Origin of the sequence: Acinetobacter pittii (assembly GCF_022449185.1) — a bacterium.
Lineage (GTDB): Bacteria > Pseudomonadota > Gammaproteobacteria > Pseudomonadales > Moraxellaceae > Acinetobacter > Acinetobacter pittii_I.
This window is the reverse complement of sequence record NZ_JAKUKO010000004.1, coordinates 131465-155351: the sequence shown is the minus strand read 5'-3', so window position 1 is coordinate 155351 and position 23887 is coordinate 131465. Positions and strand designations below refer to the sequence as shown.

Below are 23887 nucleotides of genomic sequence, written 5' to 3'. Positions count from 1 at the left end.
TTATAACTACCGTGGGGTTAGTTTTTTCTGTTCGACGAATTCACCTAGCCCTGTTATCACATTAAATGGTCGACAGAAACGGCGAATAACACGCTCATCTTGTTCTAAGTCAACACACAACGGATCTGGTACAGAGACATTCAGCAAACTACCGGAACGGTTAGTTTTGTCTCGGTACATTTTAAATGTATAGCGATGGTTGGCATTAAACTGGTGAATAACATGGATTGTTTCGGCCCGATCTGGAGAAATCGGATAGAAACGGATCACCACTTCATATTGTTTAGCAGGCACAGATAAATATAAGCTGTTAGTTTGGCTAAGCACTGAACCTTGTAATCTCACAATCCCTTGATGAATTGCCTGATTACTAATTCTTCGTGTTTGTGCATCTACCACAGTAATATCATTTAGTCGTTCAAATTCACAACTCTTCGCGCCCGAACAATATATTGTTGCATTCTGCCCCAAATTTTCTTGTTCAGCCTGCTTAATACGGACAGTATCCACTACATTGTAAGTGCTTTGACAAGCACTGAGTGTTATTGCGCACAGGCTCAACAAAAAGCTATGAGTAACGTTCCTCTTCATTGTTCAAGCCCAATCCTCATCTAGTGCATAATTTTAAGGTGTTTTTATGCTTTAGCATGTTAGCAAGAGTTTGAACGCTACGCCATGGCTATGTTTAAAATGTACCAAAAGGTTAATTTAACTCTTGGAATATCCAAGGACGAACTTGTTTAGTTTTTTCTTCATAAGCGCGAATTGCATCCGCATTTTGAAGCGTTAAACCAATATCATCCAAGCCATTTAACAAACAGTGCTTACGAAATGGATCAACTTCAAATTTAAACGCTTCACCTGTTGGAGTACGTACTTCTTGAGCTGCTAAATCAATTGTTAATTGATATCCCTCATTAGCAGCACATTCTTTAAATAACTGCTCAACTGTCTCTTCTGGCAAAATGACAGGTAACATGCCATTTTTGAAACAGTTATTAAAGAAAATATCAGCAAAGCTTGGTGCAATAACAGTACGGAATCCATATTCGTTTAATGCCCAAGGTGCATGCTCACGACTTGAACCACAACCAAAGTTCGTACGAGCAATTAAAACTGTTGCTCCCTGATAACGTGGCTGGTTTAAAACGAAATCCGGATTTTTTGGACGTACTGAATTGTCTTGTCCTGGATAACCTTCATCTAAATAACGAAGCTCATCAAATAAATTGTCGCCAAAACCAGTGCGCTTAATCGACTTTAAAAACTGTTTTGGAATAATTAAATCTGTATCAACATTGGCACGATCTAATGGTGCAACGATACCTTGTTCAACTGTATAAGCTTTCATGGTTTGCTCCAGACCGAATTAAAATGAACGAACATCAACGAAGTGACCAGCGATTGCAGCCGCTGCCGCCATTGCCGGGCTCACCAAGTGAGTACGACCACCATTGCCTTGACGGCCTTCAAAGTTACGGTTTGATGTCGATGCACAGTGTTCACCTGGTTGTAACTTATCTGCATTCATTGCTAAACACATTGAACAACCCGGCTCACGCCATTCAAAGCCAGCTTCCAAGAAGATTTTATCCAAGCCTTCTTTTTCAGCTTGTTGTTTGACTAAACCAGAACCCGGAACAATCATGGCTTGCTTAATGGTAGACGCCACTTTACGGCCCTTAACCACCTCAGCAGCAGCACGAATATCTTCAATACGTGAGTTCGTACAAGAACCAATAAAGACACGATCAAGCTGAATATCAGCTAATGCCTGACCTGCATTTAAACCCATATATTGATAAGCACGTGTCCAGTCATTACGTTGAACGTCATCTTTCGCTTGTTCTAAAGTTGGTACAGCTTCAGTAACTGGAATAACCATTTCTGGTGAAGTTCCCCAAGATACTTGTGGTTCAATCTCTGCGCCATTTAATTCAACAACTGCATCAAACACAGCATCATCGTCTGAATGCAATGTATTCCAGTAAGTAACTGCTTGGTCCCATTGCTCGCCTTTTGGTGCGTAGCTACGGCCTTTCACGTATTCAATGGTTTTGTCATCAACTGCAACCATACCGACACGAGCACCAGCTTCAATCGCCATGTTACATACCGTCATACGTCCTTCAATCGACATATCGCGGAAAACTTGGCCACCGAATTCGATTGCATAGCCCGTACCACCAGCAGTACCGATTTTACCGATAATGGCTAACACAACATCTTTTGGTGTTACGCCTTTACCCAATACGCCATCTACACGGACTAACATATTTTTAGATTTTTTTTGAATCAAGCATTGTGTTGCTAACACATGTTCAACTTCAGATGTCCCAATACCATGCGCCAAGCAACCAAAAGCACCGTGAGTCGCTGTATGTGAATCGCCACATACGACCGTCATGCCCGGTAAAGTTAAGCCCTGTTCAGGCCCAACTACATGCACAATCCCCTGACGAATATCATTAATACTAAACTCAACAATATTAAAGGCTTTACAGTTGTCATCTAAGGTTTGAACTTGAATACGAGATGTATCATCTTCAATACCAGCGATGCCTTGGTCACGTTCCTTTTTAGATGTTGGAACGTTGTGGTCCGGTGTAGCAACGTTTGCACTTAAACGCCATGGTTGACGATCCGCAAGTTGCAACCCTTCAAATGCTTGTGGACTAGTCACTTCATGCAATAAATGACGGTCAATGTATAGTAAACATGAGCCATCATCACGCTGTGAAACAACGTGGTCATCCCACAATTTGTCATATAAAGTTTTGCCTGCCATGTCGTCTTGCTCCATTGGACTGGGTAATTCTGATCTTTATTCGATTATAGCCAGAGTTTCACATAAATCTAATTTATCATTTTTATAAATTAGAAAACTTTTTGGAATAAATCATGATTTCCGCAAGGTACATCAAATTTAATAAATCGTTTTTGTTAATGATTATCATTTGCATAATCAATTTTTAATCTTATACTCTAATGCCTATACTAAAAATATCTAAAGTGGCTAAAGAGAATGATCATGGCTAATATCCAAAAATTCGTTATAAATAATCAACGTACCTTAAAGAAAACCTTAAGCTATTACATTATGCATATTACTGTCGCAATGCTAGTCGCATACTTTGTAACAGGTAATATCTGGATGGCTTTAACATTAAGTATGCTTGAACCAACCGTACAAGCTTTTGCTTTTTTCTTCCATGAAAAAGTTTGGGCTGCTAAAGATCGCCGCGTATCAGCCTTAGCTGAAAAAGAAACAACAGCTTAGGCTAAGATTAGTGCGGTAATTCACAACTTTCTCACTCGTTTTGCTGCAAGCATGATACGATTTTGGCTCGGCAACTTTAGCCCCTCGATTTTTCTATTCCAAGTTGAGTTGTATTATGAATCTTGCAGCCTTTGAAGCTTTTGTAAAAGTTATGGAAACAGGGTCTATCTCTGTGGCAGCAGATCAGTTATTTATTACTCAACCTGCTGTTACCAAACGAATTCACAGCTTAGAAGAATATTTTGGCGTAAAACTATTTGAATCTGCAGGGCGTGGTGTTCAGGCAACTCATGCTGCACATTCATTACTTCCTAAAGTTAAAAACTGGTTAAATGAGCTGGGTGATATTCACCATACGCTGAGCCATGAACAAACTCAGGTACAAGGCCGCTTAAAAGTCGGTACGAGTCACCATATTGGTTTACATCATTTACCCGCACCGCTTAAGCATTTTGTTCAGCAATTTCCTCAAGTCACCTTAGATGTGCATTTTGTTGATTCAGAGCAAGCCCATGAACAAGTATTGGCTGGTGATTTAGAACTCGCATTTTTAACGCTTCCTCCTTCAGGAGATGAGCGTCTTAACTACATTACGATTTGGAATGATCCTTTAGTTTTTGTTGCTGCCCCTTTTCATCCGCTGGCACAAAAGAAGAATCTTACCTTACAAGATTTAATTGAATATCCAAGCTTATTACCCGCTGCACAAACTTATACGGCTCAAATCACTTTAGCTGAGTTTGAAAAACAAGGACTTAAACCAAAAATCACCATGAGCAATAACCCTCTTGAGTCTATTCGTATGTTGGTGTCAATTGGTTTGGGTTGGTCAGTTTTACCAAAAACTCTGTTGAATCAGGATATGCAGCAGCTTGATTTAAATGTTGAAATGAATCGTCAATTAGGTATGGTTTGGCATCCTGCACGTACTCAATCTAGAGCCATGCAGGAGTTGATTAAAATGATGCAGGATGCATAAAAGGCTCTCATTTAAGCATCTAATTTAATTTATCCAAGCTTTAAGAGGCTTCTAATTTGTTGCACCATTTGATTTTCATCAAGCATATGGTGTGGAATCGTCATCGTTAATAGCTGATCTGATCGAAAATGGCGGTCTACTTCAAGCATAACGTGAGTTTGATTAGGTTCAGCAACGAAAGAAACCTCAACCTCATTAAATCCGCTAAACATATGTGAAGAGACAAATTCAAGCTCTTGGTAACAACCAATCGTTGATCTAAAATTTCGCGCAGTAAGCTGCCCTTTTTCTACATCTACTGTCGATAAAACAAAGCCACATCGCTGCATAGCCTGTAGAAATATTTGCATGGCTGGAGTTGGCAGAACCTTTAGATAATCACGATCAGTTGCATCTAATCCCCAATCAACATCCATATGGGTTTGAATCCAAACACGTGCACCATTTCTTCGACAAACAACCTCAGTAATCGGTGTCTCAAATGGTAGTTGAATACTAAAAGGGAAAGAATGCGCTTGATGTGCCGGCAAGAGGAATCGAGAGTTCACTAACCACTCTTGTAAAACTAAAGGTTGGTTAAACTCATGATCACCAGATTCGACTTCTGCCATCGTCACCAATTGCAAATAAAGACCATTAATCTCTTTATCAGATGATCCACCTTTAAAGCTAATTTCTCCATGCAATGTGCTGCCTGCTTGTAAGCTTGGGTTCTGTAAAACAGTTTCTACCGTCACACCTTGAAGACCCAAACCGGACATAATTTTACTAAACATTTTTTCTCTAACCTTTCGAATTATTTCATGTCATCTGTAGCAGCATACTTATTATTAAAGTGCATCATCTCCAGCGAGCTGAATCTTACCATCTGCAACTTCATTCATAAATTGGTCATAGTCATTTAGATTACGTTCTGCATATTCTTCTGCATATGTTTGTAATACTTCTACTATCATATTACCTTCGCCAAGATATCCCATAAGTACATCTGCATTTCCAGATTTAGCATGGGCATGAGCCAAGGCTAAACCACAACTTTCAGCATACTCATAGAAATACTCATCATCCATGTCACTAAGATCAACCGAAATTTTCATATCACGTAACTGACGTACATGAAAATGTTGATTTGATATAGAAGAGAACCCAAGAAATATATCACTTGCGGCCTGCATGAGCTGCTGACCATGCACTACGCGCTCACCTTCGTGATTTACCTTGTCTACAAATAAGGGGCTGAGAATTGATGGATTCGCTTCTTTCATTTGTAAAATTAACGGTTCCCGATCTGCATCCTGAAATAATGCAATCGCTGATCGAGTACCAACACTTCCGACACCCACCACTTTCAAAGCTACATCTGTACGTTGATAACGATCAAAAAGTACTTGGCGATCGTATTTCAAAGAATCACGGTATTGTTGAAAGAATACATCAACATCTTTAGCAAATGGCTCATTTGCACTTGGATGCCATAATAACGGCTCATCATCCACAAAATGACGAAATCCTGTATCTTGATCTTGCTGCGTAAGCTTCGGCAAAACAGAGTACGCCGTTCTTTTCTGTGCTGAATCAAGATGCTTCTCGCGTTTCTTTCTTAGTTTTCGACACTCAGTATTTTCTAATAATGTACTGGCATCAACTTTTTCATACCAAACTTGGAGTGGTGAAAGTTCTGTAATTTCTAATAAGTGCTGACGATAACTATTCAGTATTATTTTAATTGCTTTTAATCCGACTTTCTCTGCAAGATGAATATCACGCGCCGCAATCACAAAACTGCTTGCTAAACGCTTTACATCCCATTCAAACGGGGCAACTAAAGTTTCGTCAAAATCATTAATTCCAAACAACAAATTACGTTCTGGACTTGCAAAACCACCAAAATTACTTAAATGACAATCACCACAAATCTGTTGAAATAAGCCTGAATTTGCCAGCTCCCACGCTTGGTCAAATAGCATCAAAGAAGGCATGCCACGATAAAATGTAAATGGAGAAACACTCATTCGTTTTGCACGAATCGGCTTGAGCTTTTCTAAACGTCCTTGGTTACTCCAATCATAGACCGTTAAGGCAGTTGTACCTTTCGGTCGTTCAGAAAGTTTTGATAGTTGTTCACGTGGAACTTTTTTACGTTGAGCCTTACCTAATTTGAAACCTTCGCTTTTATTAAGTAATTTCCCCTGATAGCTATGACGTGTTAAATCAATACTTTCATCATTCCAAAGTTGTTTTGGTAATTTAATTTGTGCTGTTTTTGACATTATTTCCTCATTTTTAAATTAAAATTTTTTATATTCTGAAATCTTTGCCAAGATAGAATTTATTTTATTAATCATAGCAATATCTGTTTTTAGCTAAGATTTATAAGAGATATTAAAAAATGATTTTAAATATAATTAAGAGTTGGAAGACCTCAAAACTTTTTGAACTGTTCTTCCAACTCCATAATCTTAAATCGACCAGTCCTGAATGTCCCAGTTATGTTCTTGGGCCAGTTTTTCAAGACGATCATCAGGGTTTACTGCAATTGCATGAGTTGCATATTCAAGTAAAAAACGGTCATTAATTGAATCGGAATACGCCCAAGACTCAGACACATTACGGCCTTCCAACCATGCATCTAGACGTGCAAGTTTGCCTTTTTGATAACACGCTAAACCAGCAACTTTACCCGTATATTTTCCGTCAGCCACTTCAGCATTGGTTGCTAAAATTTCGGTAATCCCAAATTCACGAAAAATCGGTGCAGTAATAAAATCACTTGTTGCCGTAATACCGACAATAGTATGGCCTAAATCTTGATGTTTTTTGATTGCGTCAAAACCTTTTGGACGCATTTGCGGACGAATGACTTTTTGCATGAACAATTGATGAAGCTCAGTTAAGTAGTCATTGTCATGCTGCGTTAAAAATCCGAAAACAAATTCATTATAAGCATATGGATCAAGTTGGCCTGCTTTGTAATCTTCATAAAATTTATCATTCATCTGACGATGATGAACCGGATCAACCAAACCTTCATTGACTAAAAATTCACCCCAAGAATGGTCTGAATCGGTATTTAACAAGGTATGGTCTAAATCAAACAACGCCAGTTTCATGAAAATTCTCGTTTAAACTGAAATTTAAGAAAAAAAATGTAAATCTATCTCCGCTAGTCGATAGAAATTCGTTAAGATCGTAGCAATTTAAACATTTTACTTTGATCTTTTCGAGCTGGACATAAAAAAGTGTTTGTCCCCGCGATTAAAGTCAACGATATAGACAATATTTAGGTAGCCAAATGATCGATTCAGAAGGTTTCCGACCGAATGTCGGGATCATTTTGGCAAACGATGATGGACAGGTTTTATGGGCAAAGCGCATTGGTCACAATGCTTGGCAATTTCCACAAGGAGGCATCCAGTTTGGAGAAACCCCTGAACAGGCACTTTTTCGAGAACTGAGAGAAGAAATCGGCTTATTGCCCGAACATGTCCAGATTATTGCGCAAACCAAAGGATGGCTGCGTTATCGTTTGCCACATCGGTACATTCGGTCAGACTCTGACCCCGTATGTATCGGACAGAAACAAAAATGGTTTTTACTGAAGTTAACTGCGCCTGCAAAAAATATTCAGTTAAACCTCTCCGACCCGCCCGAATTCGATGAATGGCAGTGGGTTAGCTATTGGTATCCTCTTGGACAAGTGGTGAACTTCAAGCGTGATGTTTATCGTAAAGCCATGGTGGAGTTGTGTACACAGTTGCCGATGCAACAATTACCCTAAAAATCATTTATCTAGCAAATGATTTTTATTAAAAGTGCTGTTATAAATACATTCATAGTCTAAAAAAATACTGGAGTATACATCCATGTCAAACATGCAACTCGACACTCTACGGCGCATTGTCCAAGAGGTTAATGCGTCCGTCAGTTTGCATGAATCATTAGACATTATGGTCAATCAGGTTGCTGAGGCCATGAAAGTGGATGTTTGCTCTATTTATTTACTCGATGAACGCAACCAGCGCTATGTATTGATGGCCTCTAAAGGCTTAAATCCAGAATCTGTAGGCCACGTATCTTTGCAACTCGGTGAAGGCTTGGTCGGTCTGGTTGGGCAGCGTGAAGAAATTGTTAACCTTGACAATGCACCAAAACATGAACGTTTCTTGTATCTACCAGAAACAGGCGAAGAAATTTATAACTCATTCCTTGGCGTACCAGTCATGTACCGTCGTAAGGTTATGGGCGTTTTGGTTGTACAAAACAAACTTCCGCAAGATTTTAGCGAAGCTGCCGAGTCTTTTTTAGTTACGCTGTGTGCCCAACTTTCTGGCGTTATTGCTCATGCTCATGCAGTGGGTAATATTGACGTATTTCGTAAGCCGAGTAATGGACCTGCCTACAAAACCTTTCAAGGCGCTTCAGGTGCAGGCGGTGTGGCTTTAGGTCGCGCTATTATTTTATATCCGCCTGCCGACTTGGGTTCTGTGCCTGATCGTGAAGCAGAAGATATTAGCGATGAACTTCGAATTTTAGATCAAGCCATTTCATCAGTACGTTCAGAGATTCGTTCTCTGGATGAAAAAATGCATGATTCTTTAATGGCTGAGGAGCGCGCTTTATTTAGTGTTTTCTTAAGAATGCTAGATGAAAATGCATTGCCAGCCGAAATTAAAGAACTTATCCGTGATGGACATTGGGCACAAGGTGCAGTACGTCGTGTCATTGAAAAACACACTGCCCTTTTTGCACAAATGGAAGATGACTATCTTCGTGAGCGAGTTTCCGATCTTAAAGATTTAGGGCGACGTATTTTAGCCTCTTTGCAAGAAGAAGACTCTAGCCATCGAGAACTGAGTCCAGACAGTATTTTAATTGGTGAAGAGATTAGTACTGCAGCACTTGTAGAGTTACCGGTAGACAATATTGCAGCAATTGTGACATCCGAAGGTGCAGCCAACTCACATATGGTGATTGTTGCTCGTGCATTAGGTATTCCAACCGTAGTTGGTGTAACTGAACTGCCAGTGAACACACTTGATGATGCAGAAATGATTGTGGATGCCTATCAAGGCCGTGTTTTTGTAAACCCTCCACGTCGTTTACGTCAACGCTATAAAGAAATTCAGAAAGAAGATGAACAAATCGCAAAAGATCTCAAACAATACGAGACCAAAGAAGCGATTACTCCAGATGGTGTGTCTGTTCAGCTCTATGTAAATACAGGCCTCATGATTGACGTAGTACGCGGAGTACAACGCGGTGCTCAAGGCGTAGGTCTATACCGAAGTGAAATTCCATTCATGTTACGGGAACGTTTCCCGGGTGAAGAAGAACAACGCGCAATCTACCGTCAACAGTTGAGCCATTTCGCCAATAAACCTGTGGTGATGCGAACTCTGGATATTGGTGCCGATAAAGACTTGCCGTATTTCAGTATTGAAGAAGAAAACTCGGCATTAGGCTGGCGTGGTATTCGTTTCACGCTCGATCATCCCGAGATTTTTTCTTCGCAAATTCGCGCCATGCTCAAAGCCAGTATTGGTTTAAATAATTTGCATATTTTATTGCCAATGGTCACTACAGTCAGTGAAGTCGAAGAAGTACTTTATTTACTTGAGCGTGACTGGATTGCAGTGCAAGAAGAAGAGCAAGTTAAAATTACCAAACCAAAAATTGGAATTATGGTTGAGGTGCCGAGCGTACTACTACAAATTGATGAATTTGCTGAACTCGTCGATTTCTTCTCGGTCGGTTCAAATGATTTAACCCAGTATTTACTTGCAGTTGACCGTAATAATCCACATGTAGCAAACGTTTACTCACACTTCCATCCATCCATTCTACGTGCGCTAACCCGCTTAGTTAAAGAATGTCATGAATACAAAAAACCTATCAGTATTTGTGGTGAGATGGCGGGTGATCCATTATCAGCAATTCTGCTCATGGCAATGGGCTTTAATACCCTTTCGATGAGTTCGAGTAACATTTTGCGCGTAAGAAAAGCAATTTGTCATGTCCCTATGACAGATGCACAAAAATTGCTGGATGATGTCATGAAAATGAATAATCCACTCATCGTAAAAAGCTGGCTTGAGTACTATTTTAAAACTCACGGTTTAGCTGATATGGTTAAATCGAATCGAATCGTAAATGTTTAATATATAAACAATAAAGGAGAGCAATGCTCTCCTTTATTCATTTGAAATCACGTCTACTACAACTAAATATAAAAAATTTCATCTCACTATTGCCGCCATCTTAATATTTTAAATAAACATATAATCGGTTTTTTAAATTAATATTGACAGTTTAATCCATTTGAAAAATAAGACTCCTACTCCTAGTATATTTATAGAGCGTTATTAAAAGATCTTACGTTGTTCCAACAATTGAAGAGGTAATTCTATGCATCGTTATTTACAAGTTTCATCTTATTTTTCCTCTTGTTTTTTAACCTTCATGCAGTAAATTGGAGGAATAACAAGTAAAGGAATCTGATGCATTATTAAATAAAATATAATGGCCGACATCTCAGTGAAAAGACTTTTAAACGGTTTCTCTCACCATTTGTTCTCCCATTTCTTTATTTAGTAAACATGAGTTTTTAAACCAGAAGTCCAGGAAAATGAGCCCTAACATTTTTACGAAGAGCTCAATAATTATTACCCAGAGAGAATATAACCATGTCAGACGAATCAAAATGCCCTTTTTCAGGCCATAAATCAAAACCAGAAGTAACGGTCGGTGGTGGCACGCCTAATTTACACTGGTGGCCAAAACAACTACGCGTCGACCTGCTCAATCAACATTCAGAACGCTCTAACCCACTCGGTAAAGAATTTAATTACCGTCAAGAATTTAAAAAACTCGACTACTACACCCTCAAAGCTGATATCAAAAATGTATTAACCGATTCTCAAGATTGGTGGCCAGCCGATTGGGGAAATTATACAGGCTTATTTATTCGATTAGCATGGCATGCTGCCGGTACATATCGCATGGGCGATGGCCGTGGCGGTGCTGGTCGTGGTCAGCAACGTTTTGCGCCATTAAATAGTTGGCCTGACAATGCAAGCTTAGATAAAGCGCGCCGCTTATTATGGCCAGTTAAACAAAAATACGGTCAAAAAATATCATGGGCAGATTTATTTATTCTTGCTGGAAACATCGCACTTGAATCTTCGGGTTTCCGCACCTTCGGTTTTGGTGCAGGTCGTGAAGATGTTTGGGAACCAGACAACGATGTAAACTGGGGCGATGAAAAAGAATGGTTAGCTCATCGCAACTCTGAAGCATTGGAAGGCAGCAATCTAGCTGCAACCGAAATGGGTCTAATTTATGTAAACCCTGAAGGCCCACAAGCCAGCGGTGACCCTAAATCAGCTGCACCATTTATTCGCGCGACTTTCGGCAATATGGCAATGGATGATGAAGAAATTGTTGCCTTAATCGCGGGTGGTCATACTTTAGGTAAAACTCACGGCGCTGCCTCTGCTGACCATGTTCAGGCTGATCCTGAGGGAGCATCAATTGAACAAATGGGCTTTGGCTGGTCAAACAGTTTTGGCACTGGTGTGGGTAAAGATGCAATAACTTCAGGTTTAGAAGTAATTTGGTCGCAAACACCAACACAATGGAGCAACTACTTCTTTGAAAACCTATTCAAATACGAGTGGGTACAAGAGCGCTCACCTGCTGGTGCAATTCAATGGGTGGCAGCAGATGCTGAGGCGATCATTCCAGATCCATTCGACCCATCAGTTAAACGTAAGCCAACAATGCTTACTACAGATTTGACCTTACGTTTTGATCCTGAGTTTGAAAAGATCTCTCGTCGTTTCCTTAACGATCCACAAGCTTTTGCCAATGCTTTTGCTCGCGCTTGGTTCAAATTAACTCACCGTGATATGGGGCCAAAAGCACGTTATTTAGGTCCTGAAGTTCCGGCTGAAGATTTAATCTGGCAAGACCCATTACCTGCTGCCAGCGCTATACCGTCTGCTGCTAGCATAGATGATGCAAAAGCAAAAATTGTTGCACTAGGACTATCTGCTGGCGAGCTAGTTTCCCTTGGTTGGGCTTCGGCATCCACGTTCCGTGGTGGAGACAAGCGTGGCGGTGCAAACGGAGCACGTATTGCTTTATCACCACAGCGTGAATGGGACGTAAATAAAAAAGCAGTTGAGACTTTAACTAAAATTGAAGGACTCAAAGCTTCTACTCAATTATCATTAGCTGATTTAATCGTGCTTGCAGGTAACGTTGGTGTAGAGCAAGCTGCTCAAGCGGCAGGTTTCAATATTAGCGTTCCATTTGCCGCTGGTCGTGTTGATGCATTACAAAGTCAAACTGATGTCGAATCTTTCCAATTGCTCCGCGGCCTTGCCGATGGTTTTAGAAACTGGAAAAAAGAGGGCGTCAATGCAGCAACTGAAGCATTATTAATTGATAAAGCACAGCAACTGACTTTGACTGCACCAGAGTTAACTGCATTGATTGGTGGCTTACGTGTACTGGGCACCAACTGGGATGGCTCACAACACGGCGTATTCACTCAGCAAGTTGGTGTACTCAGCACTGACTTCTTTACGAACTTACTCGACATGTCTACTGTATGGGCACCTGTTGACTCAACAAGCGAAGTCTTTGAAGGCAAAGACCGTAAAACCGGCGCAGTAAAATTTACCGCAACACGTAATGATTTAGTCTTCGGTTCAAACTCAATCTTACGTGCGTTGGCCGAAGTCTATGCTCAGGCAGATGGTAAAGAAAAATTTGTTCAAGACTTTGTTGCTGCATGGACTAAAGTCATGAATCTTGACCGTTTTGACTTAGCTTAATTTAAGTCAAAATAGTAAAAAGCCAGTTCAATTTGAACTGGCTTTTTTAATATCAAGCATCGTTTTTAAACAGTCAGTTTGTGTCCTTCCCGAATGCAATAAAAAGGATTTGCAAGCTTTGAAGAAGCTTTAATTGCCTGTGCTAGAGCATGCTCTGGGTCTTCTCGGTCTTCATCAGTCAACTGGAAAGTTCGATAGTGAATTGCAATAGAACGATGAGCCTGTAAATCGAAATGCGCATGTAGCGCATCTTGCGGGTTCATATGAACATAGCTCATCAGTTCACGTGGCTCATACGCACCTATTGGAAGTAAAGCAACTCGCGGTGCGCCATAACGAGCATGTATTTGCTTAAAATGACCCGCATAACCGGTATCACCCGCAAAGAAACAATGACCTGTTTTAGCCACGACCGAAAAGCCGCCCCAAAGTGCCTTATTCTGGTCACGTAAACCACGGCCTGAACCATGTTGTGCAGGCGTATAGATTATTCTTAATTCGTGATAGGGAATTTCTTGCCACCAATCCATCTCAATGACATGAAACTCTTTAGGTAGATAAAAACTATTCCCGAGTCCAGTGTAAATTGGCATTGCGAATTTTTTATGTAGCCATTCAAGTGTCGCCAAGTCCATATGGTCATAATGATTATGGCTGAGCAAAACTCCATGAATCGTCGGTAATTGTTCTAGTGCAAAACCTGCTGGACATACACGGCGTGGGCCACGCCCTTGTGAAGGACTTGCATAATCACACCACACTGGGTCAGTAATAAAGTTATAAGGACCAATCTGAACCAATACCGTTGCATGCCCAACAAACCAGACTTGCCAATCGTCCAGATCTGCTTTAGGTCGATTTTGTGGCAAAGCTACAGCCGTATTTACGCGGGCTTGATATTCATTTTGAATATCCACTTTCCAAGTAAAAGACTCACGTGTAACTAACCAACGCAATAACTCTTTAGTACCACGAGCAGGTGATCTAGGCTGTTGATTATAAAAACGTGTATCCGTTTCATGCCCAGATTCAGGATGACAAAAAGGAGGTTTTATCCATGTATGCGTCCAACAGGACTGAGTCGGCAATTGATATGTTAATGTCGGCTTGTCTTTCATGGGCTTTTCTATGTTTTAGCATCAGCAGAATGGATGTGATCAGGTTTCTATCTTAACGATTAAAACAAATTAAGCTATGGCACTTACACTTATTTATCATATAAATATCCATTTTATCGTGGTCATAGCCAACCTAAGTTAAATTAGAGTGCCATAAAAAACATCTAGATGTGTTGGGTTTGTGCGTCAGTAATTACCATTCTTACTAAGACCTCATGTATAACATAACAATTAGAAGATGCCGAATGCTACTCTAGAACCTTTATATTTCATCTTTGCTCTGTGTAATTTTCCACTTCTAACTCTTCTGCTGAATAAAAAATATATTTAGTAACACTTACAACTCAGTAATTTTTGGTAAATCATAGGTTATAAATTTATTATATTATTCTCGTTTTTTTGCATAATATGAGAATTACTTAAATTAATATTTAAATCCCTTAGAAAATTCATTGATTAATTAAAAATAATGTATTTATTATCCAACTATTAATATATTTTATGAATTATTAAATTTTATATTCCCATATTAAATCCTTAATGAAAATTAAAATTCCATTTATTTTATAAATACCTAAAGTACCTTCACGTTATATCTATTTATGCTTTATACTTCACTTAAATCATAGTAAGACATTTTTTGGATTAGTCTTATGGAATTACGCCATCTCCGATATTTCATTACCGTTGCTGAAGAATTAAATTTTAGTAAAGCCGCTCTTAAACTTTTTACAGCACAACCCTCCCTTAGCCAGCAAATTAAAGACCTAGAAGAAGACGTCGGCGTACGACTTTTAAACCGCACAAAACGTAAAGTTGAGTTGACAGAAGAAGGGGAAGTATTTTTAGAACATGCTCGACTCACCCTTGCTCAAGCTGAAAAAGCGGTTGCCATGGCACGGCAGGTTTCAAAGGCTAAACAGCAACTCTTACGTATCGGATTCGTCCCCATCGCAGAAATGAAAATTTTCCCTTACGTTCTTCCTAACCTGCGACTTCAGCACCCTGACCTTACTATTGAATTATCTAATTTAAATAATACCGAACAGCTTAAAGCCTTAAAAAAAGGTGAGTTAGATATTACGTTTACCCGTGAAAATATAGATAGTGATGAAATCCAAAGCCAATTTGTTTTAACTGAACCTCTGATTTTCTTGCTTCCTAAAAATCATCCGCTTGCTCAATACGAAAGAATTCCTGTACATGCTTTACAAGGCATTGATTTTATTATCCCAGCAGCCGAACAATCACAAACCTTACATAACACAATTTTAGAATTCGCTAAAACTCATAATATCGACCTTAATATTGTTCAAAAAGCAGATAGCATGCTGTTCAACATCAACTCTCTTGGTTCTGGATTGGGATGTACAATTTTACCTGCCTATGTAGCACCTTTAGGGATTAAAAATACAGTAGTTCGTCCACTTGATGTCGAGTTGCCGACACTTGATTTATTTATAAACTACCGTAACAACTCAGAATCTTTAGGTGTCCAAAAATTTATTGATCAGCTCACTAAAGTATTTCATCTAGATAAAAATCTAAATCATGCCTAATGATTAAAGTGATTTTTATTAAACTCATGATTAATAAGATCATCTTCATAAAAAGTATAGAATAAATAAAAAAATATTTATTCTATACTTTTTATAAACAGTTTAATCTACACTACTGTTCTATTTTATATAATCAACAAAAGCAAATATTACATGAATACAATTAAAATAAATAAAAATAAAATCCATATAAAACCAGATATTATTTTCACCATTCAATAAAAAAAGTATATCTACCCTGTAATAAAAGGAGATAAAAAATGCTTAGTATATTTCAAAATTTTAGACATAGTGTCCAAAATCGCCCTCATTTCTTTATTGCTTTATTCATTGGTATTGTCACAGCGGGTATTTTGACATGGTTAACGTCATGGAAATGGTCAACTATTTTATTATTTAGCTGGAATGCTTCCGTTAGCATATATTTACTACATGTTTGGCAACTCATGAAAAGTGCCGACCATTCACAAATGCAACAGCAAGCTAAAAAACAAGATGAAAGTAAATGGGTCATTATGCTGATTGTTTTATTGGCATTAACTATGTGTTTGGTTGCTATTCTAGTTCAACTGTCACAACTTCCTTCTGAAAGTTCTGCAAAGTTAGGCCATGTCGCTTTAGCTTTACTCACCATTGTTTCTGCATGGCTTTTTATGCATACCGTTTTTGCTCTACATTATGCCCATGATTTTTATATGGCTTTATCTAGAAACGAAGAAAATGGAGGATTAGATTTCCCTGGCACAAAACAGCCAACTTATCCTGATTTTCTATATTTTAGTTATATTATTGGTACTTCTGCTCAAACTGCGGATGTGTCAATTACCACCAAGCATATGCGTCTTTTAAACTTATTTCATGCTGTGTTGTCTTTTGGATTTAATACCACCATTTTAGCGATCTGCATTAACGTTGCTGCTGGCTTTCTTACCAATTAAAACTTTTATTTAAAAATAAAAAAGCCACCCTTTTGGATGACTTTTAAGAATATTAGGTTTACAGCAGTTGCCCCATGGTACTTTGTTTTAAGCCTTCACGCTGTTTGATCGTTTCAACATAACAGGTAATAGCAGGATGTGATTCAATCGCATTCATTTTTAACTGCCATAAAAGCATTGCTCCCACACTTACATCTGCTGCAGTAAATTGCTCACCACATACATACGGATTCGCTTCACTCAATCCTTGAACTAAAGCTTGATAAGCATCGTTGTAATCGCCATAGCCAACAAACATTTTTTGCTCAGGTGATACTTCAATTCCTAAAGCTTTATCAACACCTGCAGCTTCCCAAGGGCCCGCCATCACAAATAACCAACGATAGTACAAACCACGTTTCGGATCATCTAAAGCAGGAGCCAAACCTTTATCACTAAACTTATCAGCCAAATAAGCACAAATTGCCCCTAACTCATAAATCACGACATCGCCATCAACCAACACAGGTACTTTTCCAAAAGGATTAAGTTTTAGATATTCAGGTGATTTCATTTCGGTCTTATATGCGACTTCAATCCGTTCACATTCAACACCTAACTCGACTAAAAGCCAATCAATAACTACACCACGTGACTCTTTGTTAGTATAAAGTTTAAGACTCATTCTTATTGCTCCTTGTTTATCGTAGTTCCTATTCTACAAATACCTTTTGTCAGTTTTTGTCAGTAGTCCTTTGCATTTCTTGTTTCCACCATCTTTGAAACAGATGTTTTTTAAATTCAGGATATATTTCCTCACTCATTTGCAAGTCATGGATACGATCTATCCGAAAATGGCGAAATGCCTGCCGTAATTCACACCAAGCAGCAAGTACAACTTTGTCATGTAAATACCCTAAAGCAAAAGGCCAAAGAGAACGTTCACTTAACCGTTTTTGTTCATCGCAATAATCGACTTTTATTTTTACTTGTTTACGAATCGCTAAACGTACTTGTTCTACTAAAGCTTCATCAACCGGATGCCAGTAATGTGTAACGCCTAGCGTCATGTCATCGATCAAATATTTCCGGTGCTCAGGTAGAACTGCATAAAGTTTAGAATAGATTGAAACGGCTGCCGATTTCATTGCCTGATCTGGAACGTCTTTCAACCACTCTAAAGCTAAAAATAGAGCTTCGGCTTCATTCTCATTAAAAGTAACCGGTGGTAATAAGATGTCTTCTTTAAGCTGAAAACCTAAGCCTGCTGAGGCATCAATTCTTACACCTTGCTCACGTAAGCTATCAATATCTCGATAGACACTTCGAACACTAATGTTTAGGCTTTCAGCCAAGACTTGTGCTGTGATTGGGTAACGGGCTTCACGGAGCTGTTGTAAAAGATTTAATAGACGAATTGAACGGCTCATTTTTCTCTTCTTATTGTTTTGTTATTCAGCTTAAAGAAAGAGGGAACGTATTCCCTCTTTAATACTATTTCAATTTAAGCAACATCTACAGTAGGTAACTGAGCATACCCTCTCAAAAAGCTGTGAAGCTCTTGTACATCTTTAGCAATCGTTAAAGGTTGGAACTTTTGCAGAACTTCAACCGAATGTACGCCATAGCCTACTCCGATACGCGGCATCCTTAAACGCTGTGCCATCTCAAGATCATAGCTGCTGTCACCAATCATGACTGCTTGCTCAACACTCACTCCAGTGACTGTTAAGATTTCTTGCAGCATGAGCGGATCTGGTTTTGAACGTGTTTCGTTGGCTGCCCGAGTCACATCAAAAAGATGAGTACTTTGTGTTTTTGCGATTACACGGTCTAACCCACGGCGGTTTTTACCCGTTGCAACTGCAAGCTTTAAACCTTGGGCTTTTAAATCATGGAGTAGTTCAGAAACACCCTCAAACCATGCGTCACTAGTCGAGTTCGCAATATAGTGATCGCCATATGCCTTTAAGATCGAGTCATGCAATTCTGGCGCTTCTGGAAATAAGGTCTGCATAACCTCAGGTAAGCCTAAACCGATAATACTTTTTGCGGCTTCATCGCTTAGAGACAAGTCATGTTGTTCTGCTGCATGTTGTAAGCTAGCAACAATCTGGCCAACAGAGTTATATAAAGTTCCATCCCAGTCAAAAATAACTAATTCGGTTTTCAGACTCATTTTGCTACTCTCAAAGCCTTTAATAACTGGGCCATGTCTTCTGGTAACGGCGCTTCAATCGGTGGATAACCCGGAATATCTAAACGCATCGCGTGTAAACATAAACGTCGTGCCTGCGGACCTGCGTACTCAGTGGTGTGTCCATATTTATCATCACCCAACAACGGATGTCCAATACTTAAGCCATGGACACGAATTTGATGAGTACGGCCTGATAACGGCGATGCATGAACTAAAGTAGCATTTTTAAAACGCTCTGCAACCACCCATTCGGTTTTACTTGGTTTGCCTTCTTTAGATACACGTACACGACGCTCGCCATTGGCTAACTCGTAACGAAATAAAGGAGCATCAATGAGTTGTTTATCGAGACTCACCTGACCTTTTACAATTGCCGCATAAGTCTTACGAATTTTGTGCTCACGCAACATATCTTGTAGCAGCTTTAAAGTACTACGTTTCTTGCTAATCATGACCAGACCAGAAGTGTCACGGTCAATGCGGTGGATTAGTTCTAAATATTTTTTACCTGTCGCTGCGCGCAAAGCCTCAATCAAACCATACGCCACACCACTACCACCATGTACAGCAATACCTGATGGTTTATTTATGACTAACAGGCCTTCATCTTCATAGACCACACGGCTGAGTAGGCTTTGTGCTACACTATCACTCACAGGAGCAGCGGTTTCATCCTTTTGTTCATAGCGAATAGGTGCAACACGAATCTGATCTCCAATCTCTAATTTGGTCTCAGCTTTAATACGTTTTTTGTTTACTCGAACCTGACCTTCACGAATCAAACGATAAATACGACTCTTAGGTACACCCTTTAAACGCGAAAACAGGAAATTATCAATTCGCTGTCCTGCTTGATGTTCATCCACCTCAAACCAAGTGACACTTTGCCATTGCTGTGTAGAATTCATACTAATATTTAAACCTGAAATTTTGCTAAATTTGATTAATAAATGACCGATTAGCTTAGTTTTTTCACAAGAAATCTAAGCTTAGCCCATAGGCAGATGCTGCAAGGTTTGATATAGTCAGCGCACGGATACCGCCGTAAGTGAACATCTAATAGGGAATTTCCCTGATTGAAACCTCAATCAAAATGATGCTTTCATCACCAGCTCGGATTGGTCCTAAAGAATTATGCCGACGCCGAAGGCTTATTATATCGGCAAAATGACAAACTGTTGCGTTTAATTCAGTTTGTTCAAAAAAATATGTTACCAACTCTAGTTGGTTATGGAACGTAAACTGATACACATCAGACAAATCGCTCCTTAATGTTGCCTTCAGGCTAAAGCGTTGATGCATTGGAACTGCCGAAAGCACCGATACGATGAGCATTCCGTATCAAACTTCCAAAAAGAAGTCACTTCGCGCCCAATGACAGTGAAAGTCATTAACCAATGCACCGCTCACCCGCCAGTGAAGCACTAAGGAAGTCCGATTTAAAGGTTGAAGCAGTATTGCCTACATCACAGACGAGAATCGAAGCTAAGGCTAAATGTAGCCGGTAACAGATGACTCAGACCACAAATATTTTGAGATCTGGGAAATGATCCGTCATGTTCGATGTTCGTTCAGAACCTTTAAGTTTGTGCGATATGTTTGTGTGGGTCACTATTAGGTGTCACACCCATGAAACGTATGTTGATTAATGCAACTCACGCAGAAGAAGTCCGCGTTGCACTTATCACTGGTAATCGTCTTTACGATTTTGATTTAGAGAATCGTACCCGAGAACAGAAAAAATCCAATATCTATAAAGGCCATGTAACCCGCGTAGAACCCTCTTTAGAAGCTGTTTTTGTTGAATACGGCGCAGGCCGTCAAGGCTTCTTGTCTATGCGCGAAATTGCTAACAGTTATTTCCAAGCAGACCCACGACAAACTTCAAACATTCGTGAACTTATCACTGAAGGTACTGAATTACTTGTTCAAGTCGAAAAAGAAGAACGTGGCAATAAAGGTGCAGCCCTTTCTACCTTTATTTCACTTGCAGGACGTTATTTGGTTCTTATGCCAAACAACCCGAAAGGTGGCGGTATTAGTCGTCAAATTTCAGGTTCTGTACGTGAAGAGTTAAAAGAAATTCTAGCTTCTTTAAATTTACCGCGTGGTATGAGCGTTATCGTACGTACCGCTGGTATTGGCCGTACCCAAGAAGAATTACAGTTAGACTTACAGCATTTGCTTGACCTTTGGGCACAAATCCAAGGCACAGCGAGCTCTGGTCCTTCTCCAATGCTGGTTCATCAAGAAGCTGGTGTTGTTACTCGTGCTATCCGCGATTATTTACGTGATGATGTTGCAGAAATTTTAATTGATAGCGAACAGGCTTATAACGAAGCTTATAACTTTGTTAAAGCAGTAATGCCACGTCAATTAGACAAACTCAAAACTTATACTTTAAACGAGCCATTGTTTGCTCATTTTGGTATTGAAAGCCAAATTCAAACTGCTTACGAGCGTGAAGTAAAACTTCCTTCTGGTGGTTCAATCGTGATTGACCAGACCGAAGCTTTAGTTTCAATCGACATTAACTCTGCGAAATCAACTCGTGGACATGACGTTGAAGAAACTGCGCTTAATACTAATTTAGAAGCAGCAGAAGAAATTGCTCGCCAACTTCGTCTTCGTGACATTGGTGGTTTAGTTGTAATCGACTTCATCGATATGACTAAAGAGCGCAACCAACGTATGGTTGAAGCAAAACTTCGTGAAGCAACACAAAGCGATCGCGCACGTATTCAGTTTGGCCAACTTTCTCGTTTTGGCTTAATGGAAATGAGCCGTCAACGCTTACGTCCATCTCTTGAAGAAGCAACAGGTTATGTGTGCCCACGCTGTCATGGTACAGGCATGGTTCGTGACCTACGCTCACTTTCACTTTCGATTATGCGTAAAGTAGAAGAGATCGCGCTTCGTGAACGTCATGGTGAAGTACAAGTAGAAGTGCCTGTTGAAATTGCAGCATTCTTGCTCAATGAAAAACGTCATAGTCTTGTTTATTTAGAACAAACTTCTAGTGTTCGTGTGACTGTTTTACCTCACCCGCACTTAGAAACCCCTCACTACGAAATTCAGTACAATCCAGATGGATTTGCACCATCTAGCTACGAACGTACTGAAGCAACTCGTTCAAGTGAAAAAGAGTTAGGTTATGAATCTTCTGAATGGCATTTAGAAGAAGCTGATCATAGCCATACTCATGCAGCCCCTGCTGCCAATAACGCAGCTAATCAAAAGAAAGCAAATCAAGCAGCTCAACCTGCTGCTCAGGCAAGCGCTCAAAAAGCAGCAAGCCCTTGTGCATGGTTAGAAAACCTTTTTGTTCAAAAACAAGCTCAAACAGTTGATCAATCTCGCTCAGCACAAAATGCTGCTGCCGCAATTGAACAAATGGTGAATACTGGCGCTGTTAGCCGTGGGCAGTTTGGACAAGTTGTAGCACCAGCAGTTGCTGAAGTTACTTCGGCTCCATCTAACAATGCTTATATTTCTCAATCTCCTGTTAAGCAGGAAGCACGTGAGAATGTTGAAAAAGACGATAAAGTACAACAGCAGCGTCCAAACAACAAAAAACGTAAGCACAAAGAGCAACGTGAACAACATCAGCACCACCACAATCAAGAACCACAGCAACAACAGGTTCATGAAGAGGTTGTACAGTTATCACGTCAAGAGCAACGTGAATTAAAACGTCAACAAAAGCGTCAACAGCAAGATCAGCCGCATGCGCAACATCAAAATGATGGGCAACAAGCTGAACATGCTGTACCACGTCGTGACCGTAATAATCAACAACGTCCAAACCGCCCGAATCGCCACCGCGATCCAAGCGTATTAAATGAAAATCAAAATACGCCGGCACCAGCAGTTGTTGATGAAAAACAAGTTAAGGTTGATTTGATTGATGCTCCACAGCATGAAGTCATGAATACAGCCTTAGTCATCAATGTTGATCAAGCACAAAGCGAAATTATTGCTTTAACGCCTGAGCAACCTGTTGAACGTACTGAAAAAGCACCTGTTGTTGAAGCTACTCAAGAACCAGCTCCAGCACCAGTTGTGGCAGTGGAAGAGACAGTAACTGCTGAAGCAGAAGCTCCTCAACCAAAGGCTGAGAAAACTCAACCGCAAATTCAACGTGCAAGTAATGATCCTCGTATGCGTCGCCGTGAACAACGCAATGCAAAACGTGCTAAAGCTGCTGCACCATCAATTGCCCCATCGCAAATTCCAACGTTGGCGCAATATACAATTGGTAGCTTGATCCGTCATGTTTACGGTGAAGACTGCACAGTACTGATTGAACAGTTTGGTTTAGTTCCAACATTCAATCGTGCATTGCAAAAATTTGCAGAGCAATACGCAAGTACTCTAGTGACTGAAGTCGCAACTGAAGCTGAAGACAAAAAGCCTGTTACTCGTGATGCCGAGCTTCCAAGCAATAAGCCTTCACAAGAAGCAGAACCTGCGCCAGTACTTCCGTTGACGCCACCAAAAGAAGCGACACCACGTGTTGCTAATGATCCGCGTGAACGCCGTCGTTTAGCGAAACTTGCAGCTGAACAAGCTTTTGAGCAAGTTAAACAACAACATTCTGCACCAGAAGAAGCTGCCCCTGTAGCTGAGACTGTGGAAGAAGCCGTTGTTGCTCCTACTACTGAAACACAAGCACCTGTTGAATCAAAACAACAACCGCTTGAGCTTGATCAGCAAGTTGAAGTAGCAGCTAATGTAGAAGAGACACCAGCTGAACCTGCAGTAGAAGCTCCGGTTGCAAAACAGCCAAAAGCAGCTGCAAAAGCCAAAGCAGCTACAGAACAAGCTGTAGAGCCAACTGAAGCCCCTGCCGAGAGTGAATCAGAAGATTCTAAAGCGGATAAGGACAAACCAAGTCGTCCTCGTCGCCCTCGCGGTCGTCCACCAAAGAAAGCAAATCCTGTAGCTGAGTAAATCATTTGCTCAATTGCAGCTAATTTAAACAAACCTAGTCA

General features: G+C 40.0%; 19 protein-coding genes. 8 read left to right on the top strand and 11 right to left on the bottom strand.

All coding sequences use genetic code 11. The features are described from left to right. Window positions 1-6 precede the first annotated feature (6 nt). The 3 genes from MKX14_RS11040 to leuC form a co-directional block, all read right to left on the bottom strand. Entirely contained in the window at window positions 7-591 is a 585-nt protein-coding gene (locus MKX14_RS11040; protein ID WP_046811456.1) for a hypothetical protein, read from the bottom strand. A 112-nt stretch (window positions 592-703) separates the two neighbouring features. After that, window positions 704-1351, bottom strand: coding sequence for a 3-isopropylmalate dehydratase small subunit (gene leuD / locus MKX14_RS11035; RefSeq protein ID WP_108009387.1), 648 nt, complete (start codon window positions 1349-1351; stop codon window positions 704-706). A gap of 18 nt (window positions 1352-1369) precedes the next feature. Further along, the gene (gene leuC, locus MKX14_RS11030; protein WP_213074141.1) at window positions 1370-2788 is read right to left on the bottom strand and encodes a 3-isopropylmalate dehydratase large subunit; all 1419 of its coding nucleotides are present in this window, start codon (window positions 2786-2788) and stop codon (window positions 1370-1372) included. Between the two features lie 237 nt (window positions 2789-3025). Between leuC and MKX14_RS11025 the strand changes: the two genes are divergently transcribed. Beyond that, a complete protein-coding gene (locus MKX14_RS11025) occupies window positions 3026-3280 on the top strand; it encodes a DUF2061 domain-containing protein (RefSeq protein ID WP_017482004.1) in 255 nt (84 codons plus the stop codon). Between the two features lie 115 nt (window positions 3281-3395). Continuing rightward, window positions 3396-4259 (top strand): LysR family transcriptional regulator, encoded by an 864-nt coding sequence (locus tag MKX14_RS11020; RefSeq protein ID WP_005066023.1) that lies wholly within the window; start codon window positions 3396-3398, stop codon window positions 4257-4259. Between the two features lie 29 nt (window positions 4260-4288). On the opposite strand, the gene MKX14_RS11015 is transcribed toward MKX14_RS11020, so the two are convergent. The 3 genes from MKX14_RS11015 to MKX14_RS11005 form a co-directional block, all read right to left on the bottom strand. Next, window positions 4289-5035, bottom strand: a complete 747-nt coding sequence (locus MKX14_RS11015; RefSeq protein ID WP_240282444.1) for a sporulation protein — start codon at window positions 5033-5035, stop codon at window positions 4289-4291. A gap of 54 nt (window positions 5036-5089) precedes the next feature. Then, entirely contained in the window at window positions 5090-6529 is a 1440-nt protein-coding gene (locus tag MKX14_RS11010) for a DUF2252 domain-containing protein (RefSeq protein ID WP_240282443.1), read from the bottom strand. Between the two features lie 189 nt (window positions 6530-6718). Next, on the bottom strand, window positions 6719-7369 hold the full coding sequence (locus MKX14_RS11005) for an HAD family hydrolase (protein WP_002115098.1): 651 nt from the start codon (window positions 7367-7369) through the stop codon (window positions 6719-6721). Window positions 7370-7551: 182 nt separating this feature from the next. Between MKX14_RS11005 and nudH the strand changes: the two genes are divergently transcribed. The 3 genes from nudH to katG all read left to right on the top strand — a co-directional run bounded on the left by nudH (window position 7552) and on the right by katG (window position 13099). Next, a complete protein-coding gene (gene nudH, locus MKX14_RS11000; protein ID WP_000567255.1) occupies window positions 7552-8037 on the top strand; it encodes an RNA pyrophosphohydrolase in 486 nt (161 codons plus the stop codon). An 85-nt stretch (window positions 8038-8122) separates the two neighbouring features. Next, the gene (ptsP, locus tag MKX14_RS10995) at window positions 8123-10417 is read left to right on the top strand and encodes a phosphoenolpyruvate--protein phosphotransferase (RefSeq protein WP_046811459.1); all 2295 of its coding nucleotides are present in this window, start codon (window positions 8123-8125) and stop codon (window positions 10415-10417) included. A 525-nt stretch (window positions 10418-10942) separates the two neighbouring features. Further along, entirely contained in the window at window positions 10943-13099 is a 2157-nt protein-coding gene (gene katG / locus MKX14_RS10990) for a catalase/peroxidase HPI (RefSeq protein WP_240282442.1), read from the top strand. Between the two features lie 65 nt (window positions 13100-13164). On the opposite strand, the gene MKX14_RS10985 is transcribed toward katG, so the two are convergent. Beyond that, the gene (locus MKX14_RS10985; protein ID WP_240282441.1) at window positions 13165-14217 is read right to left on the bottom strand and encodes an MBL fold metallo-hydrolase; all 1053 of its coding nucleotides are present in this window, start codon (window positions 14215-14217) and stop codon (window positions 13165-13167) included. A 653-nt stretch (window positions 14218-14870) separates the two neighbouring features. Between MKX14_RS10985 and hcaR the strand changes: the two genes are divergently transcribed. Next, window positions 14871-15776: a DNA-binding transcriptional regulator HcaR gene (hcaR, locus tag MKX14_RS10980; protein ID WP_108009377.1), complete on the top strand. Its 906-nt coding sequence runs from the start codon at window positions 14871-14873 to the stop codon at window positions 15774-15776. 260 nt (window positions 15777-16036) lie between these two features. Continuing rightward, entirely contained in the window at window positions 16037-16714 is a 678-nt protein-coding gene (locus MKX14_RS10975) for a DUF1345 domain-containing protein (RefSeq protein ID WP_046811463.1), read from the top strand. 58 nt (window positions 16715-16772) lie between these two features. Here the strand turns inward: MKX14_RS10975 and MKX14_RS10970 are convergent, their stop codons facing one another. The 4 genes from MKX14_RS10970 to MKX14_RS10955 form a co-directional block, all read right to left on the bottom strand. Beyond that, on the bottom strand, window positions 16773-17378 hold the full coding sequence (locus MKX14_RS10970; RefSeq protein ID WP_240282440.1) for a glutathione S-transferase family protein: 606 nt from the start codon (window positions 17376-17378) through the stop codon (window positions 16773-16775). Window positions 17379-17427: 49 nt separating this feature from the next. Then, window positions 17428-18123, bottom strand: a complete 696-nt coding sequence (locus MKX14_RS10965; RefSeq protein WP_002114898.1) for a helix-turn-helix transcriptional regulator — start codon at window positions 18121-18123, stop codon at window positions 17428-17430. A gap of 74 nt (window positions 18124-18197) precedes the next feature. Next, window positions 18198-18872, bottom strand: coding sequence for an HAD-IA family hydrolase (gene ppaX, locus MKX14_RS10960; RefSeq protein ID WP_119684841.1), 675 nt, complete (start codon window positions 18870-18872; stop codon window positions 18198-18200). Continuing rightward, a complete protein-coding gene (locus MKX14_RS10955; protein WP_068612521.1) occupies window positions 18869-19801 on the bottom strand; it encodes an RluA family pseudouridine synthase in 933 nt (310 codons plus the stop codon). The genes ppaX and MKX14_RS10955 overlap by 4 nt, the downstream gene beginning before the upstream one ends. A gap of 721 nt (window positions 19802-20522) precedes the next feature. Here MKX14_RS10955 and rne point away from each other — a divergent pair. Then, window positions 20523-23846, top strand: coding sequence for an Rne/Rng family ribonuclease (rne, locus tag MKX14_RS10950; protein ID WP_240282439.1), 3324 nt, complete (start codon window positions 20523-20525; stop codon window positions 23844-23846). Window positions 23847-23887: the final 41 nt, after the last annotated feature.

What these genes read in the sequence shown, in the direction of transcription:
- leuC (WP_213074141.1), bottom strand. Translation starts at nt 2,788, where the DNA reads ATGGCAGGCAAAACTTTATATGACAAATTGTGGGATGACCACGTTGTT.
- katG (WP_240282442.1), top strand. Translation starts at nt 10,943, where the DNA reads ATGTCAGACGAATCAAAATGCCCTTTTTCAGGCCATAAATCAAAACCA.
- MKX14_RS11005 (WP_002115098.1), bottom strand. Translation starts at nt 7,369, where the DNA reads ATGAAACTGGCGTTGTTTGATTTAGACCATACCTTGTTAAATACCGAT.
- hcaR (WP_108009377.1), top strand. Translation starts at nt 14,871, where the DNA reads ATGGAATTACGCCATCTCCGATATTTCATTACCGTTGCTGAAGAATTA.
- MKX14_RS10965 (WP_002114898.1), bottom strand. Translation starts at nt 18,123, where the DNA reads ATGAGCCGTTCAATTCGTCTATTAAATCTTTTACAACAGCTCCGTGAA.
- MKX14_RS10975 (WP_046811463.1), top strand. Translation starts at nt 16,037, where the DNA reads ATGCTTAGTATATTTCAAAATTTTAGACATAGTGTCCAAAATCGCCCT.
- MKX14_RS11010 (WP_240282443.1), bottom strand. Translation starts at nt 6,529, where the DNA reads ATGTCAAAAACAGCACAAATTAAATTACCAAAACAACTTTGGAATGAT.
- MKX14_RS11040 (WP_046811456.1), bottom strand. Translation starts at nt 591, where the DNA reads ATGAAGAGGAACGTTACTCATAGCTTTTTGTTGAGCCTGTGCGCAATA.
- ptsP (WP_046811459.1), top strand. Translation starts at nt 8,123, where the DNA reads ATGTCAAACATGCAACTCGACACTCTACGGCGCATTGTCCAAGAGGTT.
- MKX14_RS11025 (WP_017482004.1), top strand. Translation starts at nt 3,026, where the DNA reads ATGATCATGGCTAATATCCAAAAATTCGTTATAAATAATCAACGTACC.
- rne (WP_240282439.1), top strand. Translation starts at nt 20,523, where the DNA reads ATGAAACGTATGTTGATTAATGCAACTCACGCAGAAGAAGTCCGCGTT.
- MKX14_RS11015 (WP_240282444.1), bottom strand. Translation starts at nt 5,035, where the DNA reads ATGTTTAGTAAAATTATGTCCGGTTTGGGTCTTCAAGGTGTGACGGTA.
- ppaX (WP_119684841.1), bottom strand. Translation starts at nt 18,872, where the DNA reads ATGAGTCTGAAAACCGAATTAGTTATTTTTGACTGGGATGGAACTTTA.
- nudH (WP_000567255.1), top strand. Translation starts at nt 7,552, where the DNA reads ATGATCGATTCAGAAGGTTTCCGACCGAATGTCGGGATCATTTTGGCA.
- leuD (WP_108009387.1), bottom strand. Translation starts at nt 1,351, where the DNA reads ATGAAAGCTTATACAGTTGAACAAGGTATCGTTGCACCATTAGATCGT.
- MKX14_RS10955 (WP_068612521.1), bottom strand. Translation starts at nt 19,801, where the DNA reads ATGAATTCTACACAGCAATGGCAAAGTGTCACTTGGTTTGAGGTGGAT.
- MKX14_RS11020 (WP_005066023.1), top strand. Translation starts at nt 3,396, where the DNA reads ATGAATCTTGCAGCCTTTGAAGCTTTTGTAAAAGTTATGGAAACAGGG.
- MKX14_RS10970 (WP_240282440.1), bottom strand. Translation starts at nt 17,378, where the DNA reads ATGAGTCTTAAACTTTATACTAACAAAGAGTCACGTGGTGTAGTTATT.
- MKX14_RS10985 (WP_240282441.1), bottom strand. Translation starts at nt 14,217, where the DNA reads ATGAAAGACAAGCCGACATTAACATATCAATTGCCGACTCAGTCCTGT.